Genomic DNA, 17164 nt, shown 5'->3' with positions numbered 1-17164 from the left:
CAAAAATGGGTTCAGTCGAGTTCCAGCACCACGACCCGTTGACCGGCGCGTACCGCCGAACCGGGTTGCACGCGAATCTCTCGGACCACGCCGGGCAGCGGCGCGAGCACGGGGATTTCCATCTTCATCGACTCCAGAATCACCAGCGCATCACCGGCCGCGACGCGACTGCCGACCTCGACCTGGACCTGCCAGAGGTTGCCGGCGATGTGGCTGTCGACACTCTGTTGGCCGCTTTCCAGTGGTGTGTCTTCGGTGTTGTCCGGCAGCGTTTCTTCGCTGTCGAAGTGCGCCTGGCCGCTGGCGATCCAGCGTTCGCGCTCGGCGTTGAACGCGGCTTGTTGCTGCAGGCGAAAGGCGTGGATGCTCTCGGCCTCGCGGTTGAGAAACCCTTGATAGTCGCCGAGGTTGAGCTGGCTCTGTTCGATGTTCAGGTCGAAACGCCCGAGGGGAAAATCCCGGCGGATGCGCAGCAGTTCGTCGGCGCTGACCGGGTAGAAGCGGATCTGGTCGAAGAAACGCAGTAGCCACGGTTTGCCGTCGAACGCTGCGACTTCGCGATAGCGGTTCCACATCTGCAAGGTGCGCCCGACGAACTGGTAACCGCCGGGGCCTTCCATGCCGTACACGCACATGTAGGCGCCGCCGATGCCCACCGAGTTCTCGGCGGTCCAGGTGCGCGCCGGGTTGTACTTGGTGGTCACCAGCCGATGGCGCGGGTCGAGCGGTGTGGCGACCGGCGCACCGAGGTAGACGTCGCCGAGGCCCATCACCAGATAGCTCGCATCGAACACCGTGCGTTGCACCTCGTCGAGGTTGGGCAGGTCATTGATGCGGCGGATGAACTCCAGATTGCTGGGGCACCACGGCGCGTCCTTGCGCACGGTGGTCATGTATTTCTCGATTGCCAACTGGCAGGCCGGATCGTCCCAGGACAGCGGCAGGTGGACGATGCGCGACGGCACTTGCAGGTCAGTGGCGCTGCACACGGCATCCCACTCGCCAGCGACGATCCCGAGCAGATCGGCCAGCGGCAGTTGTTCGGGCTGATAGTGGATCTGCAGCGAACGAATGCCGGGTGTCAGGTCGATCACGCCGTGCAGGTTTTTGCTGTCCAGCGCCTGCATCAGCGCGTGGGCCCGGAAGCGCAGGACCAGATCCAGTTCCGGCGCGCCGATCTCCAGCAGCAGATGCGTATCGCCGGACAATCGGGCGACCAGTCGCGTGTCCCCCTGACCCACATCCAGCACCACAGGTGAAACCAGACCTTGTGGGAGCTGGCCTGCCAGCGATGAAGTGGGTGCGGTGTCTGCTCGAGCCCCATCGCTGGTCTCCCATTTCAGGGCGAGATCGCGTGCGGTCTTGAGGTCGACGGGAACGAACTGCACTTTGTCCCCGGCCTTGAGCTGGCCCAGTTGCCAGAGATCCGCCTCGATCACCGTCACCGGGCAGACAAACCCGCCAAGACTCGGGCCATCCGGGCCGAGGATCACCGGCATGTCACCGGTGAAGTCCACCGCACCGATGGCGTAGGGATTGTCGTGGATGTTCGACGGATGCAGCCCGGCCTCGCCGCCGTCGGCGCGCACCCACTCTGGTTTCGGCCCGATCAGGCGCACGCCGGTGCGGCTGGAGTTGAAATGCACTTCCCATTGCGTGGCGAAAAAGGTGCCGATGTATTTTTCAGTGAAATATTCAGGCGCGCCATGGGGGCCGTAGATGACGCGGATCCGGCGCACGGCAGGTAATACGCTGACGTGATGGGGGGCCAATGTCTGCCCGGCGCTGCGCTCACTCAAGGCCGGCACATGCAGCACGTCACCGGCGCGCAAGGCCCGTCCGCCATGGCCACCGAATTGACCGAGCGTGAAGGTGCTTTTGCTGCCCAGATAATCCGGCACTTGCACGCCGCCGCGCAGGCACAGGTAGCTGCGTGCCCCGGCGCCCACCAGATTGCCCAGATGTAATTGACTGCCTGCCGGGATCAGCAGGGCGGTGTTCATCGCCTGCGGCTGGCCGTCGAGTGTCAGGGCAATCGGTGCGCCGGTCACGGCCACCACCGCATCGCAATTGAAGCGCAGCAACGGCCCGCTCATGGTGATTTCCAGCGCCGCCAGGCCTTCATCGTTGCCCAGTAAACGATTGCCCAGACGCAACGCGCGGCTGTCCATCGGCCCCGAGGGTGGCACGCCGACCGCCCAGTAGCCGAGGCGGCCGGGGTAGTCCTGGACGCTGGTCTGGGTGCCGGCGCTCAGCACTTCAAACGTGTTGGCCCGGTACACCAGGCCTTCCAGGCAACGGGTCCAGGGCTGGCCGCTGGCGAACGGCGTATCGAGCAGAATCTGCCGCAGGTAGTCGCGGTTGGTTTCCACTCCGTACAGCTGGCTGTCGCCGAGGGCCTGATGCAGACCGGTGCGGGCCTGTTCGCGGGTCTGCGCCCAGCTGATGATTTTGGCGATCATCGGATCGAAGTAGGGCGGGATCTCACAACCGGCCTCGACCCAGGTGTCGATGCGCAGGTGCCGGCCATCGGCGACCGGGAAATCGACCGCCGTCAGCAGGCCGGGGCTGGGCTGGAAATCGCGGCCCGGATCCTCCGCGTAAAGCCGTGCCTGAATCGCGTGGCCCTCCGGTTTCAGACTCTCAAACAATTCGCTCAGCGGCGGTAGATCTCCCGCCGCCAGTTCAATCATCCAGCGCACCAGATCGACGCCCCATACCTGTTCGGTAACGCCGTGTTCGACCTGCAACCGGGTGTTCACTTCGAGAAAATAGAAGCGCTGCGCATCGCTGTCGAAAACGAATTCGACGGTGCCGGCGCTGCGGTAATTCACCGCTTTGGCCAGTTTGATCGCCGCTGCGCACAGCTCATCCGCCATGCCTTCGGGCAGGTTCGGTGCCGGGGTTTCTTCAAGGACTTTCTGATTGCGCCGCTGCACCGAGCAGTCGCGCACGCCGAGAGCGATCACCGCGCCGTGGCCGTCGCCGAACACCTGCACTTCCAGATGCCGCGCACGCTGGATGTACTTCTCGATGAACACGCCGGCGTCGCTGAAGTTGTTCTGCCCGAGGCGCTTCACCGCGTCGAACGACTCGCTCAGTTCGCTGGCGTTGCGGCACACGCGCATGCCGATGCCACCGCCACCGGCGGTGCTTTTGAGCATCACCGGATAACCGACCTGTTCGCCGGCAGTGAGTGCGGCCTCGAGGCTGTCGAGCAGTTCGGTGCCTTCGAGCATCGGCACACCGTGCTGTTTGGCCAGGGCGCGTGCGGTGTGCTTGAGGCCGAACACCCGCAGTTGCTCCGGTGTCGGGCCGATGAAGGCGATGCCATGGTTTGCGCAGGCTTCGGCGAACGCGGCGTTTTCCGAGAGGAAGCCGTAACCGGGGTGGATCGCAGTGGCGCCACTGGCTTTGGCGATGGCGAGAATCTTGTCGACGGCCAGATAGGTACCGGCCGCTGCGCCTTCGCCGAGGCTGTGCGCTTCTTCAGCTTGCAGGATGTGCAGGCTGGCGGCATCGGCTTCGGAGTAGACCGCGACGCCTTCGACGTGCAGTTCACGCAAGGTGCGCAGAATGCGGCAGGCAATCGCGCCGCGGTTGGCAATCAGGACTTTTTCGAACATGGCAAAACCCCTGAAGGGGATGCGGGCCGTCCCGCAGTTTTTCGATGAGCGCCGGGGTCGTCCCCGACGGCAAAATCACAATTTCGAAAGTCACCATTGACCTTGTGGGAGCGGGCTTGCCCGCGATGGCGGCGTGTCAGTCATCATCAATGTTGGCTGTGTCGACGCCATCGCTGGCAAGCCAGCTCCCACAGGGTTCAGGGGTGTTTTGGGGATTTCAGACACTGGCCGGAACGGGCCTGGCACAGGGCGAAAAGCCAACGGCGCAGACGGACGAATTTCAGTTCCATACCAGCAGCTCCGCAGGTGTCGGGTTGTAGGCGTTGCACGGGTTGTTCAGTTGCGGGCAGTTGGAGATCAGCACGATCACGTCCATCTCCGCGCGCAGGTCGACGTATTTGCCGGGGGCGGAAATCCCGTCTTCGAAGGTCAGGCCGCCCTCGGCAGTCACCGGCACGTTCATGAAGAAATTGATGTTCGGCCCGATGTCTCCTTTGCCCAGGCGCCCGTCGTGGGCGCAGGCGCGCAGGTAGTTGTCGCGGCAGCTGTGCATGTAGCGTTTTTCCAGGGCGTAGCGCACGGTGTTGCTCTCTTGCGCGCAGGCGCCGCCGAGGGTGTCGTGGCGGCCGCAGGTGTCGGCGATGATGGTCAGCATCGGTTTGCCGAGGTTGGAATACAAAACGCTGCCGGTGCTCAGGTAGACGTTGTTTTGTCGACGCAATGTGCGCTGCACGTCGTAGCGCTCACGGGGATTGGCGGCGCTGTAAAACAAGGTGTCGACCGCCTGATTGCCTTCCAGATCGAGGATGCGCAGGGTCTGGCCGGCCTTGACCTCCATCAGCCAGGGTTCGCCGGCGGGAATGGTGGCGCGGTATACCGCAGTGTCCGGTTGTTTTTGCGAAGTGGCGATAGCAACTGACATGGCGACGATCCTCAGGCGAACAAACGGTCGGTGTTGATAAAGCCGCGCTCGTTCTCCGGGCGCGAGGTACGGCAGTGCTCGGCGACGCTGGCGTCGGCGTTCATCCAGCTCAGCTTCAACGGTTTGGGGGCGTAGTCGGGCGATGGATCCATCGGGTGTTGCAGGGCGGTGAGGACGACCAGGGTGTCCATCGGCGCGTACAACTCGATGTAGTCGCCGGCTTTGGAATTGCCCTCGACGAAGTGGAAGTGCCCGGCCTCATCGACATTCACACGGCTGAACAGGTTGAGGGTCATCAGCAGGTCGGACAGGCCCAGCCCCCACTTGCCGAGCTCCACCAGCAGGTTGTCGGTGCCGTTGCGAAAGAAGCCGTTGCGCAGTTCCTGATAGCGGCCCTGGCCGTACTTTTGCGCGACTTCCTCGGCGCACAGCACACCGCCGAGACTGTCACTCCAGCCGCAGGTATCCGCCGTGATCGCCGCCAGCACGCGGCCCATGTCTGAGTAGAGGCAATGGCCCGCGGTCAGCTTGGCGGTGTGTTGACATTTGAGGCTGTCGGGCAGGTTCAGGCGCTCGGTTTTTTGGTTGGCGTTGAGCAAGGTCAGGCTGACGTTGGCACCACCGCGCAGATCCGTCAGGCGCAGCAGTTGTCCGCGTTTCAAGACGAAGGAGCGATGGCCGCCGCCGGGCAGGGTTTCTTCGGCGAAGGGCGGGAAAATTCGGGTTGAATCAGTCATGGGAAATTCCTCTCAAGCGGTTCGAAGGGCGCTTGCCAGTTGCACCGGCAGGGCGTCGACGGCGGTGCGTTGGGCACGGCGGTCGCTGTTCAAAGGGATGTCGTAAGTGATCCGGGCGCCATAGGCACCGGGGGCGTGCGGGTCGAGGCGGACCTTGTCGAACACCAGCAGACGGGTGCCGAGGCTGAAACCTTCGGACAGGTCGTGGGTGACCATGAACACGGTCAGTTGCGTCTCGCGCCACAGCTCCAGCAGCAGCGCGTGCATGTCCTTGCGAATGCCCGGATCGAGCGCGCCGAACGGTTCGTCGAGCAGCAACACGCGCGGCCTCATGATCAACGCTTGGGCGATCGCCAGCCGCTGTTGCATGCCGCCGGACAGCTGCGCCGGGTACTTATCCAGCGCATGGCCGAGGCCGACTTTTTGCAGCAGCGCCGTGGCCTGTTCGCGGGCGTCGCGTTTGGCGCTGCCGAACAGACGCCCGAGCAGTGGCGCCCGGGGCAGTTCGAGGCCGAGGGCGACGTTGTCCAGCACGCTCAAGTGCGGGAACACCGAGTAGCGCTGGAACACCACGCCACGGCTGGCATCCGGTTCGCGGGCCAGTGGCTGGCCGTCGAGCAGAATCTCACCGCGACTGGCGGTTTCCTGACCGAGCAGCAAGCGCAGGAAGGTCGACTTGCCGCAACCCGAGGCACCGACCAGCGTGCAGAACTCGCCCTCGCTGACATTGAGGTTCAAGCCTTCGAGCACCACTTGGTCGGCGTATTGCTGCCAGACGTTATTCACTGTGATGAAGCTCATTTGGCTGCCCCCTCATACCAGGGGAATGCGCGCCGGGTCAGGCGCTTGAGGCCCCAATCCATCAGCCAGGCGAGCAGGGTGATCCACACCACGTACGGCAGGATCACATCCATCGCCAGGTAACGGCGCACGAGGAAAATCCGGTAGCCCAGACCGTCGGTGGAAGCGATAGCTTCGGCGGCGATCAGGAACAGCCACGCCGAACCGAGCATCAGCCGCAGTGAAATCAGCAGGCGCGGCAACAGTTGTGGCAGCACCACACGCAGCATCAAGGTCCAGGTCGAGGCGCCGAGGGTCTGGGCCTTGATCAGCAGTTCGACGGGGATGTCCCGGGCGCGCTGTTCCAGATCACGGGCCAGGGCCGGGGTGATACCGATCACGATCAGCATCACTTTCGACAGCTCGCCAAGGCCGAAGACGATGAACAGAATCGGCAGGATCGCCAGGGGTGGCACCATCGATAACACCGTCAGCATCGGCGACAACGGTGCGCCGAACAGCGGCAGGGTGCCGGCCGCCATGCCCAGGCACAGCCCGGCCAGCGCCGCGATGCCGAGGCCGATGGCCAGGCGTTGCAGGCTCGCGGCGGTGTCCTGCCAGAGCAGATATGCACCGGTGCGGCTGTCGGCATTGAATGCCAGGCGTTTCACCGCATCGGTCATCTGCACGGCACTGGGCAGCAGTTTGTCGTTGGGGTTCTCCGCCAGACGTTCGGCCGAGCCCATGAAATAGGCGAACAGCACCAGGGCGAACGGCAGGATCACCAGCAGCAGACGACTGGCGCGATCCGGGTGGCGATTGATCAGGCGCATGGCCAAATCCTCCGTGGCTTACAGCTTGGCGTCGGCGGCCATCTGCACGTAGGTCGGATCGAAACGCAGCTTGAGATTGGCGGTATCGCCGCTGGTCACGCCGTTGGCGAACGCCATGCCGACCGCGCTGGTGTCCTTGGCGCCTTCGCCGAGCAAGCCGTGCTGGAACGAAAACTCGGCGACCCTGCGCATGGTTTCCGGCAGTTGCTTGCTGGTGGCGAACGCCAGGGCTTCTTTCGGCGTGGCGAACAGTCTGGTGGTGTCCAGTTGCGCCTGGAATCCGGCCAGGTCGGTGCCCGAGGCTTTGGCCATGTGCTCCAGCGCGGCTTTGCTCGCAGCGTTTTTCGCGTTCATCAACTCGACCACTTCGAACCATGCGCCGGTCAGCGCCTTGCCCAGCGCCGGGTTGTCTTTGAGGGTGGCGCTGTTGACCACCATCATGTCCATGATTTCGCCAGGGATCTGGCTGGAGTTGAAGACTTCGGTCACGCCCGGTTTGGCCTTGATGTCCGAAAGCATCGGGTTCCAGGTGGTGACGGCGTTGACCTGCTCGGTGTTGAAGGCGGCGGAAATGTCGGCGTCGGAGGTGTTGACCACTTTCAGGTCTTTTTCGGTCAGGTCGACCGAGTCCAGCGCGCGGGCCAGCAGGTAATGCGAGACCGACAGTTCGACCAGGTTGACGTCCATGCCCTTCAGGTCGGCGACTTTCTTGCCGTCGCCCTTGAGGACGATGCCGTCGTTGCCGTTGGAGAAATCGCTGACGATCAGCGCGGTGCTGTCGACGCCGCCGGCGGCCGGGATGGTCAACGCGTCCATGTTGGTCATGGTGCAGCCGTCGAACTGACCGGCGGTGTACTGATTGATCGATTCGACGTAATCGTTGAGCTGGACCACGTCGATCTTGATCCCGTATTTCTTCGCCCATTTATCGACAATGCCCTGGCTGCCGGCGTATTCCCATGGCATCCAGCCGGCGTAGATCGTCCAGCAGACACTGAAATGGTCTTTCTGGGCAGCCTGTGTCTGGCTGCTGAGGAGGGCGGCGAAGGCGGCGGCGAGCAGGGCGGGCAAACGTAGTCGGGACATGGTGGCTTCTCCAGTTGATCAAGGGCGGACAGGAAGGCAACGCGGCACCGCGAACGGTGGCTTGTCTCCCGGGCTTTTGTCCCGCCGTGTAACCTCAACTGGAGGTCGCCAACTCTCGGACCAGCCACTCGCAGATGCGAGCCGGAACCCTAGTCAGCCATTGCAAATTGTGGTGCCGCGAACCTGTGATGACTCCTGCACGGATTGGCTAAAGCGAGAGACGTGCCAAGTCGCGGCGAGCCGTCTGCCATGTGGCTTGCGGGTAGCAGGGCTCAGTTGGCAGGTGCCCGCGACGCTTTGTGTTGGTGCGCGCCTGCACCGTGATGCAGCGCGATGGCCGCTGATCCGATGCTCGGTGGGGCGTGGGCACTCGGTAACGGTTAGCCAGTCAAACCTGATGTCAGCCGGTCTGTGCCGACTGCTGTCACAGGTCTTTCAGGAGGCCGCCATGCGTATTTCAAAATGGCTGCGTCGGGTGCTGCTGGGAGCAGTGCTCGGTCTTGGGTTGTCCGGCTGTTACTACTACGCCGGCGGCTACGATGTTTATTCCTCGCCCTATTACTATCCCGGCTATTACTCGCCCTATTACTACGGTGGTTATTACGGTCCGCGCTACTACGGCGGTGCCCGCTATTACTACGGCGGTTATGGCTATCGCGGCGGCTATGGACGGGGTTATCACGGCGGCGGATACCACGGTGGGCACCACTAATCAGCGGCTGAATGACGGCGTTTGTGCATGAATAAGGTTTCATGAGCCACTTGTTTCAAGTTGTTGCAGAAACGCACCAGATTCCGAAAACGCTGTCAGATGTTTCGTCAGTCGCCGAATAAAAGACTGACGCCTGCCAGCGTCGCTGGTGTGGCTACCCGCGGTCCAGGAGGCCGCCATGTATCGCCGAATTCTTCTGTTTACCGTGATGCTTTTTTCCCTTGGCGGATGCGTCCCTTATTCCTACGGAGATGGCTACTACAGCTCAGAGGTCTACACATCGCAGGCACCTTCGTATTACAGCGGCGGCACTTATTACACGGGCGGTGGCTCGTATTACTCGGCCCCGCGTTACTACCAGCCAGCGCCACGCTATTACCAACCGGCACCACGCTACTACTCGGTGCCTCGTTACTACCAACCGGCCCCGCGCTACTACGAGAACCGTCGCTGGCACGGCCATGATCGCGGGCGCTGGGATGACCATCGTCGCGGTGGCTGGGATGACCGCCGGGGTCGTGGCAACTACGACCGTCACAGTGGACGCGGCGATTACAGACACGGCAACCGCTGGTAACCACCCACAAAAAAGCGGCGCATTGAGCGCCGCTTTTTTTGTGCCTGTTTTTTGTGTGAGTGTGGATTGCACCATCTCCTAGGAGGTTCTCGGAACCCTCCTACAGTTTTATTTCTGACCATTTGTTAGCGTTTGTATGCACATGTTGACGTTGAAAAACTTCAATTTCATGGATGTGTATAAGCGCGGGTTATTGCTCAGATATGAATCTTCTTATCATTCATCAGAATTTTCCCGGTCAATTTCGTCATGTGGCGTTGGAAGCATTGCGCAGGTGTTTTGGCGTCATTGCAATTGGACGCGATACAGCGCCAAGTATTGCCGGGGTGAAGTTATTTCGATATCGACCATCAAGGAAGATGACTAATGGCGCTCATGACTATTTGCATAAATATGAAGAAGCTGTTGCGGACGGGCAACAAGTTCAACGAATACTGAAGAGCATCAGTCAGGCAGGCTTTTGGCCTGATGTAGTTCTCGCTCATCCTGGGTGGGGTGAATCGCTATTCGTCAAAGATGTTTACCCCGATGTACCTCTGGTTCATTTCTGTGAGTACTATTACCGAGCGCACGGGGCCGACTCTGGTTTTGATCCTGAATTTCCCTGTGCGATGGACGCGACCTCAAGGCTTAGAGTCTTGAATTCGATGCATCTCCTGAATGTTGAACAGTGTGATGCCGGGATTGCACCTACACAATGGCAGCGCGGTCTTTTTCCTAAAACATATCAGTCTAAAATTCGCGTCATTCACGAAGGCATTGTTCAATTTGCCGAATCAGAAAAGGTCGAGTCTGTAACGCTGCCGAGTGGGTGCGTGATAAGAGCAGGTCAGCCTATCGTGACTTATGTCGCCAGAAACCTGGAACCTTACCGAGGCTTTCATAGTTTTATGAGATCCATTCCCTATATTCAGGAAAAGTGCCCGAGCGCGCAGGTCATTGTAGTGGGTGGGGATGATGTCAGTTATGGGCGGATGCCCATTGGATACCCGAACTGGCGAAGCAAGATGGTCGCGGAGGTGGATGTTGATATTTCCAATGTTCACTTTGTTGGGAAGTTGCCTTATCAAACATACAGGTCGGTTCTGAGTCTTTCAAAGGCTCACGTGTATTTGACATATCCCTTTGTTTTGTCTTGGTCTCTGTTGGAATCCATGGCATCTGGCTGTGTTGTCATAGGTTCAAATACCGCTCCCGTGCAGGAAGTTATCGAAGATGGAATCAGCGGGATACTTGTTGATTTTTTTGACGCTGAAGAAATCGCCACGGCAGTGTGCAGGGTTTTAACGTCTTTCGGTAGTTTTGAGTCTATGAAGGATGCGGCGAGGTTGAAGGCAAGCGAATTCGATGTGGTTAAAGGGGTAAGCGGTTACTTTGAAGTGTTTAAGGAGTTGATGAGGTGAGTTGTTTCGAGTGATGTGATTGGTCATTTTAAAATGGAGATTTGAAATGCTTAAGATGTCTCGCAAGGAAGTTTTCCGCCAGTGCAGAAGGGGAATTAAATATGGCGTGTTACTAGCGATCTGTTACTGGGTCGTTGATTTCTGTATCCGATGGGAGGAGGCCGCAGAAGCGCGGGAGATTTATCAGAAGAAACAAGGGGAATGCAGCAGGAAGCTGGCGGGTATGGAGCAGGTCCCGATACTTGGCGGCAGCCTGCTGGATCGTACAAGGATTCCAGGGTTCTATTTTGGATCGACATTAAGGAGCGACGGTTCCTGTATTGCCGATCTTCTTGATGGGTCATTCTGGTGGACGGGAAAAGAACTGGTTCCTGTGTATGAAACTCTTGGGGTAGAACCACCCACCAGCTGGACGCATTACCACGTTACCGCCAGGCTTTACACCAGAAGGGATACCACGGAACCGCACAATATGGGCGGGCGGCATGTGGATTGGCCGGATGAACTGATTGTTAAGCTGAAAAATTATCCAGGCCTGGAACTTTGGCTTACCGCGCCTCCACCCAGTATCAAAAATGAATTCTCTGTTCGAATTTTTGTTATGCAGGACTGGCGCCGGCGTGATGGAACACCACGGAAGATAAATTGTATTGGTTTAAACTCGCCCGAATCTAAAGCTTCTGCCAGTGGTTTGAGTAAAGCATATCTTTTGAAAATGGATAAGGAGCAGTTGGAGAATTTGGAGTTTGGGAGTTTACGTACGTATTGTACGGTCGAGTTGCACCATTTCGACTTTGCAGGTGGGGATGCTCGTATACATTTGGGTACCGAGGGCTTGCGGGGTGCTCCAGAAGCGCTTAAGGCTGTCAGCGACTATCTTTCACATTCAATTATTACAGGGAAGTGAATATGAGCTATATATTCAGTGATTTGGAAAAGTCGGAAATTTTGCAGGCTGCAAATATTTGTGAGGGAATGAAATTCAATGTCGAGGAGGAAGAGTATTTTGCGATGGCAGTGGAGGGGCGAAACTGCGCTGTACTTTATCGTACATTGTCGAATATTTTGGGTGGGAAATTTTTAGGCGGTTTTGCGTTCGATGAGAGCGTAATGGGCATTTTTAAAGATGCCAAACTCTGGCTCGATGTAGCAATTGATGCAAATGGCGGAGTGGGCGCTTATTCTGCATTGATCCGAACTTATACCCTGCGGCAGGGGGAGTTAAGGTTAAATAAAAAATCAGCGATTCGAAGATGCAACAGTCATCTAATCAGGTGGCTGTCAATCTCATGAATACGTTGATAAAAGGCTCCGTTGAGCATGATTTGGCTCCATGGACTGTGCCCTCCATAAGCCAAATTGCAGAAATCGATGCGAGCGCTATTGGTAAAGTATTATTTCGTGAAGATGTTGGTGACATTGATACAGCTACCAGTCGTAATGCGGGATGGTCTGGAACAATCGGCTTCAGCCTGTTGGGTGGAGAAAGACCCTATGAAACCTGGCGATTGATCTCCGCCGGTGATCCGGACTCCCACATCAAAGGTAATCATGATCTCGCCAAGTTCAATAGGCTGGACGATCTAAAGAATATTCTGTTTGCCGTGGACTCATACAGTGTTGCATTGCAGGCAGTGATTAAAAACTTCGGGTCGAATATGGTTGAAAGCCTGTTTTCAGTCCTGCCCGAACAGATAAACATCGCTCTTGCCAGTGGCAGCATCAATCCGCTGATTCAGCATGTGGTGAAAGGTACGCCCATCTCACCTATTGTCAGCCTGATATTGCGATATAACCTGAATGATTTTTTTGACATGCTCAGGCGAACCTACGACGGAAACTCGGCCGCCACGCCTACCACCGACGAAACCTTCGCCTCCAATGCCTACACATTTTTCTCCGCACTTTCTCCGTCTCAATCGCAAAGCATCGTTACCAGAACCATTGGCGAGTATGGCAGTGCCAAGGACTGGGCAACGTTGGCCAGTCAGGCAACGCCAATCGGCGCCGCGTTACGCAATTCCCTCAAGCAACTAAGCGAAATCGTGATTGAGCGAGCCGACGGTTTTTCCGGACGCGAACTGGAGCTTTACGATCCCGAAACGGGGGAGGGTTTCATCACTGAGCAGTGGCTTGCCGATCGTTCTGAAATGCTGGCCCGGCTGATTTCCCGAACCAATGGATCGTTCGGTCGAAACACCGTCCAGACCTTTTCCTATTCGGATTTGGCTTCAGGCAAACAGGCCCCGATGACCACAGGCGTCTCAAACCCTCTGGTCATGTTTGGTGATGACGGCGGACGATCATTTGGTGGCGGAACGAATACCGATCATCTTTACGGCGGTGGTGGCAACGATTCAATCAGCGGACTTTCCGGTAATGATTTTATCCAGGGGGCTCGCGGTAACGACTTTTTGAGTGGAGGCGATGGGAATGACGCGTTGCACGGGATGGTTGGTGATGATGTTTTGGTGGGTGGAAAGGGCAACGACTCTCTGACGGGAGGGGCGGGTAACGATCGATACGAGTTCTCCAGCGGAGATGGAGTCGACGAAATTTTTGATGCGGACGTTGGTGGCGCGTTGCTGATAAATGGACTTCCGATCCCACCTCTCGAACGCAGTGCTCCGCTCAGCAATATCTGGCTTACGGAAGATCGAGCCATCAGCTTGACGCTCATTGAAGATCTGGCTGAAAACACGCTGAACATTAAATACGGACTGAGTGATCTCATCGTCGTAAAGAATTTCAAGCCAGGGATGCTCGGCATTGATCTTCCTGATTACCAAAGCCAGACCCTCTCCGTCCCCGACCTGGTCCTTCAAGGCGACTGGAAAATTAAAGATAACGACCCCAATGTTCGCGGAGATCAGCCTTCCTTTGATGAGTTGGGCAACGCCGTGCATTTGCCCAATGTTAAGCAGAGGAACAAAGCTGACTTGCTTTATGGATCACCGAAAGACGACCTGATCGTTGGTCTTGGCGGTTCTGACCGATTGTTTGGCAAAGACGGGAACGACCGCTTGTTCGGCGACAAGCAGTCGACGCTTGAAAAAGCCTTGGCTGATGCCGCAAAGGGAAAGGCCAGCCGCGGCGACTGGCTGGATGGTGGGCAGGGTGATGACCTGCTTGTCGGCACTGCCGCGGGAGATGTGCTGCTCGGTGGGAATGGTCGAGATACCTTGGTCGGGGGGGCTGGTGATGACAATTTATCCGGTGATGAAGCAACGGGCGCACATGAGCAAAATTGGGAATACAAGCAAATCAACGTTCAAATCCCCGGTGGAGTCACTAGCTTTCGTACCGTCTTCGAGAACTCCTCTTTGAACCAACCCTTGGAGGGAGGCAATGACGTTCTCTATGGCCAAGGGGGCCGGGACTTTATCAATGGAGGCTGGGGAGATGATCTGCTTGACGGCGGAAGTGAAGACGACACGTTGGCCGGGGAGGGAGGTAATGACACGCTGGCTGGCGGGAGTGGCAATGACACATTGTTTGGAGACAACCTCGATTGGGGTGGCGGTCTCCACGGCAGCCACCATGGCAACGATTTTTTGCAGGGCGGCGATGGCGATGACGCTCTAGCCGGCAACGGTGGTAACGACGTGCTGTACGGTGGCGCTGGCAATGATGTTCTGAACGGAGATGACAGCGTACTGCAAGGAATTTCGGGTGATGCGGCGCATTTTTTCGGGAGTGATTTTCTGGATGGCGGCGCGGGGGACGATACCCTCTGGGGCGGAGGTGCGGATGACTTACTTTTCGGTGGCAGCGGTAACGACGAATTGGTTGGTGATTACCATGAGCACCCAATTCGTTACCACGGTGATGATTATCTCGATGGCGGTGCGGGTGACGACAAACTCCGTGGGTTGGGTGGCTCCGACACACTGATAGGCGGATCAGGCGCCGACGCTCTGGATGGCGATGAGCCCAACTTGCAAACGGGCGGAACCAACGATGATCACATTCAAGGTAATTCAGGAAACGATACGCTCTGGGGTGGTTTGGGCGCCGATACGCTTTTGGGCGGTGCCGATGATGACTTTTTGATGGGGGACTACGAGCAAACATCCGAAGCAGAACATGGCGCTGATTATCTTGATGGCGGTTCAGGCAACGACACTTTGCTGGGCGGTGGCGGAAACGACACGCTGGTTGGCGGGGAGGGAGTCGATTATTTACGCGGCGGCCCTGGCGATAACGTGTTTGAGGGTGGTGCCGGCAACGATTATCTGGAAGGGATGCAGGGTAACGATGTTTTTTACTTCGGAGTGGGCGATGGACTGGATGTTGTTACCGATACAGGTGGCAACAATGTCGTAAGTTTTGGTGATGGATTTTCTGCGGAGAACTTGCAGGCCAAGATCGTCAATCTTGATGTGGGCACGGCGTTGCGGCTGTCGAATGGTATTGGTGACGCGCTTCTGATTCTTCACCATGAAAAGTGGGCAGGTTCTACGTTCAGGTTCAGCGACGGCGTGATCCTGAATTTCCAGGATGTAATCAAATTGACGGTGCAACCGGTAGATGTAACGGATCCTTCTGCGACATTTGCTGCGGTACCCGATCCCGAAAAAAAGCAGGACATTGAGAGTGAGAGCGAAGCAGTCGTCCAGACACTGCCCGATGACTTAGCCGCTTCTACTGAGAGGGAAGGCAGTGAAACGGGTCGTCACACCCGGTGGGATAGCCTTTTTCGTTCGGAACTGAACACAAAGCGCTCAGCGGCCCGGCAGGCATCAGGATTTGCACTGAACGATCAGGGTGTTTGGGTTAGAAGTCATATTGCTACCGACGAAAGTGGCTATGCCATCAGCGCCGAACTGATCCATGAGGACGTTGAAGCCGGAGTCTTTTCCAATACACCTGAGTGGATGAAGGCGATTGCCGCAGACGCCGTGGTGAGTGAAAGGCAGTCAATTTCTGCAACGAAAACCACGTTCAAGTTTGTAAAAGCTGAAACTGCGCAATTACCGAAACAAAAGCCAAAATATTACCCGTCTGGCTCCAGTTATTCGGGGTTCTCGTTCAACGTGGGTGATGCTGTAGTCGAAGATATAGACCACTCGGGCGCTATTCTGGGGTGGTACGTGTACCCCGCTGGCAGTTTTGAAAATCATGAAACTGTTCGTAAAGCGTTTCGCTGGAGTTCTACTACCCAAACGATCAAACATAAAGTTGTTCATGGTAATGACGCTGGCGGCAGGGTAAATCTCGAAGTGGGAAATCTCTTTCATGGCGGTGCAGGAGATGACTTGGTGGTTACCTACGCTGATTCAGTGCTTGAGTACGGCGGAGTGAACGACAGGATCCCGGGTGCATTTTTATCGGCTGGCGCAGGCAACGACACGCTGCTCGGCTCTGCGGGAGCCGATTATTTGATCAGTGGGCCGGGAGAAGATTGGCTTTACGGTGAAAACGGTCCCGACACTTACATAGTTGAAGCGCATGATGGCGCAACCACCATTATTGCCGACGTGCTTAACCCTGTTTTTTTGCGTCCCGAGGTTGGAGTCTCTGGGTGGCATGAAGAGTTTGCGGGGCTTGATGTTGATACAGTCGTTCTTCCGGAAGAGGCGAAACCAGATAAGTTGACGCTAACCTGGGGCGCTGTGTTGGTTGAGACGGTAAATATTGAACTCTCACCGGCCCCACTGCGTGGTGCTCATCGTCAACCGCCTCGAGCCCAGATGCTGTACACCACACTCGATATCGAATGGGGCGGAACTCAAAAAGTACGAATCGTTTTGCCCAATCCGAACGATCTCAGTGGTTCCGGAATTGAAAGGGTGAGGTTTGCTGATGGTTCGAGCATCAATTTTAAAGACGTCGTTAGCCGCTTAGGCATTGCCCCCGATACTTATCATCATGGCATCACCGTTCAGTACGCTACTCAGGTTAAGTCTTTTCGAGACAGCCGTTTTCTACCGCTCGTGGGCGGTCGCGGTAATGACACCCTCAGCGGCGCTGGTGAAATAAGAGGGATGCAAGGAGATGATCTGCTCGGCGGTGGTTCAGGCGATGACGTGCTTTACGGTGGGCCGGGCAATGACACCTTGTCCGGTGGCGGGGGCAATGATGTTTATAAATATGATGGACTTGGGCGAGACCTGGTAGTCAATGCCGGTGGCGGAACCGACGGTATAGACTTTTCGGAGGCCGGACTGTCGATTGATCAACTCAAGTTTCACCGTGAACGGGATGATCTCGTCATCGTAGTGAGTTATGGCATGTCTCCAAAGATTAGTGTCTCCGAACACTTTTCAGGAGACGATGCCGCTATCAGCTTCATCAGCGTTCAAGGAGAAGAGGGCGCTGTTAAAAGTTACACGGCGAACCAACTCGCTGAGCTTTTGCACCCTCTACCTCCGTTACGGGACGTAGAGGACATCTTGGCGAGAAATGATGAGGAGGCGTTGCGGGCAATGAAGGAAATAATCGCGTTTTACGAGTTGAATGTTTGATCGCAGATATTTTCGCAACGG

12 protein-coding genes and 1 riboswitch are annotated in these 17164 nt (G+C 57.3%); of the genes, 6 read left to right on the top strand and 6 right to left on the bottom strand.

Going from position 1 to position 17164, the window contains the following annotated elements:
• Nucleotides 1–11: 11 nt before the first annotated feature.
• From uca to CAF63_RS01985, 6 genes are all read right to left on the bottom strand, one after another.
• On the bottom strand, nt 12–3626 hold the full coding sequence (gene uca, locus CAF63_RS02010) for an urea carboxylase (RefSeq protein WP_085683203.1): 3615 nt from the start codon (nt 3624–3626) through the stop codon (nt 12–14).
• A gap of 280 nt (nt 3627–3906) precedes the next feature.
• Nucleotides 3907–4548 carry an urea amidolyase associated protein UAAP2 gene (locus CAF63_RS02005; RefSeq protein ID WP_085683202.1) on the bottom strand — a complete coding sequence of 214 codons (642 nt, stop codon included), beginning with the start codon at nt 4546–4548 and terminating at the stop codon, nt 3907–3909.
• Between the two features lie 11 nt (nt 4549–4559).
• Nucleotides 4560–5285 carry an urea amidolyase associated protein UAAP1 gene (locus CAF63_RS02000; protein ID WP_085683201.1) on the bottom strand — a complete coding sequence of 242 codons (726 nt, stop codon included), beginning with the start codon at nt 5283–5285 and terminating at the stop codon, nt 4560–4562.
• Nucleotides 5286–5297: 12 nt separating this feature from the next.
• On the bottom strand, nt 5298–6086 hold the full coding sequence (locus tag CAF63_RS01995) for an ABC transporter ATP-binding protein (RefSeq protein ID WP_085683200.1): 789 nt from the start codon (nt 6084–6086) through the stop codon (nt 5298–5300).
• A complete protein-coding gene (locus tag CAF63_RS01990; protein ID WP_085683199.1) occupies nt 6083–6898 on the bottom strand; it encodes an ABC transporter permease in 816 nt (271 codons plus the stop codon). Before CAF63_RS01990 ends, CAF63_RS01995 begins: the two co-directional genes overlap by 4 nt.
• 18 nt (nt 6899–6916) lie before the next feature.
• Complete coding sequence (locus CAF63_RS01985) at nt 6917–7984, bottom strand: putative urea ABC transporter substrate-binding protein (RefSeq protein ID WP_085683198.1); 1068 nt, start codon at nt 7982–7984, stop codon at nt 6917–6919.
• A 63-nt stretch (nt 7985–8047) separates the two neighbouring features.
• Nucleotides 8048–8148, bottom strand: a riboswitch (guanidine-I (ykkC/yxkD leader).
• A 284-nt stretch (nt 8149–8432) separates the two neighbouring features.
• On the opposite strand from CAF63_RS01985, the gene CAF63_RS01975 reads away from it, so the two are divergent.
• The 6 genes from CAF63_RS01975 (at nt 8433) to CAF63_RS01955 (ending at nt 17143) form a co-directional block, all read left to right on the top strand.
• Nucleotides 8433–8696 carry a hypothetical protein gene (locus tag CAF63_RS01975; protein WP_085683354.1) on the top strand — a complete coding sequence of 88 codons (264 nt, stop codon included), beginning with the start codon at nt 8433–8435 and terminating at the stop codon, nt 8694–8696.
• 178 nt (nt 8697–8874) lie between these two features.
• Nucleotides 8875–9273, top strand: coding sequence for a hypothetical protein (locus tag CAF63_RS01970; RefSeq protein ID WP_085683197.1), 399 nt, complete (start codon nt 8875–8877; stop codon nt 9271–9273).
• Nucleotides 9274–9476: 203 nt separating this feature from the next.
• A complete protein-coding gene (locus CAF63_RS01965; RefSeq protein WP_085683196.1) occupies nt 9477–10676 on the top strand; it encodes a glycosyltransferase family 4 protein in 1200 nt (399 codons plus the stop codon).
• Between the two features lie 46 nt (nt 10677–10722).
• Nucleotides 10723–11583 carry a hypothetical protein gene (locus CAF63_RS01960; protein ID WP_085683195.1) on the top strand — a complete coding sequence of 287 codons (861 nt, stop codon included), beginning with the start codon at nt 10723–10725 and terminating at the stop codon, nt 11581–11583.
• A gap of 2 nt (nt 11584–11585) precedes the next feature.
• Nucleotides 11586–11969: a hypothetical protein gene (locus tag CAF63_RS28215; RefSeq protein WP_143492415.1), complete on the top strand. Its 384-nt coding sequence runs from the start codon at nt 11586–11588 to the stop codon at nt 11967–11969.
• Nucleotides 11966–17143 carry a calcium-binding protein gene (locus CAF63_RS01955; protein WP_256574479.1) on the top strand — a complete coding sequence of 1726 codons (5178 nt, stop codon included), beginning with the start codon at nt 11966–11968 and terminating at the stop codon, nt 17141–17143. Before CAF63_RS28215 ends, CAF63_RS01955 begins: the two co-directional genes overlap by 4 nt.
• Nucleotides 17144–17164 lie beyond the last annotated feature (21 nt).

Source organism: Pseudomonas sp. B20(2017), from assembly GCF_002113125.1.
Classification (GTDB): domain Bacteria; phylum Pseudomonadota; class Gammaproteobacteria; order Pseudomonadales; family Pseudomonadaceae; genus Aquipseudomonas.
The sequence above is the reverse complement of the archived record's forward strand: the minus strand, read 5'-3'. Positions and strand labels throughout refer to the sequence as shown.

Bases quoted from the DNA above. Each gene is read 5' to 3' on its own strand.
- uca (WP_085683203.1), bottom strand. From the start codon at position 3,626: ATGTTCGAAAAAGTCCTGATTGCCAACCGCGGCGCGATTGCCTGCCGC.
- CAF63_RS02005 (WP_085683202.1), bottom strand. From the start codon at position 4,548: ATGTCAGTTGCTATCGCCACTTCGCAAAAACAACCGGACACTGCGGTA.
- CAF63_RS02000 (WP_085683201.1), bottom strand. From the start codon at position 5,285: ATGACTGATTCAACCCGAATTTTCCCGCCCTTCGCCGAAGAAACCCTG.
- CAF63_RS01995 (WP_085683200.1), bottom strand. From the start codon at position 6,086: ATGAGCTTCATCACAGTGAATAACGTCTGGCAGCAATACGCCGACCAA.
- CAF63_RS01990 (WP_085683199.1), bottom strand. From the start codon at position 6,898: ATGCGCCTGATCAATCGCCACCCGGATCGCGCCAGTCGTCTGCTGCTG.
- CAF63_RS01985 (WP_085683198.1), bottom strand. From the start codon at position 7,984: ATGTCCCGACTACGTTTGCCCGCCCTGCTCGCCGCCGCCTTCGCCGCC.
- CAF63_RS01975 (WP_085683354.1), top strand. From the start codon at position 8,433: ATGCGTATTTCAAAATGGCTGCGTCGGGTGCTGCTGGGAGCAGTGCTC.
- CAF63_RS01970 (WP_085683197.1), top strand. From the start codon at position 8,875: ATGTATCGCCGAATTCTTCTGTTTACCGTGATGCTTTTTTCCCTTGGC.
- CAF63_RS01965 (WP_085683196.1), top strand. From the start codon at position 9,477: ATGAATCTTCTTATCATTCATCAGAATTTTCCCGGTCAATTTCGTCAT.
- CAF63_RS01960 (WP_085683195.1), top strand. From the start codon at position 10,723: ATGCTTAAGATGTCTCGCAAGGAAGTTTTCCGCCAGTGCAGAAGGGGA.
- CAF63_RS28215 (WP_143492415.1), top strand. From the start codon at position 11,586: ATGAGCTATATATTCAGTGATTTGGAAAAGTCGGAAATTTTGCAGGCT.
- CAF63_RS01955 (WP_256574479.1), top strand. From the start codon at position 11,966: ATGAATACGTTGATAAAAGGCTCCGTTGAGCATGATTTGGCTCCATGG.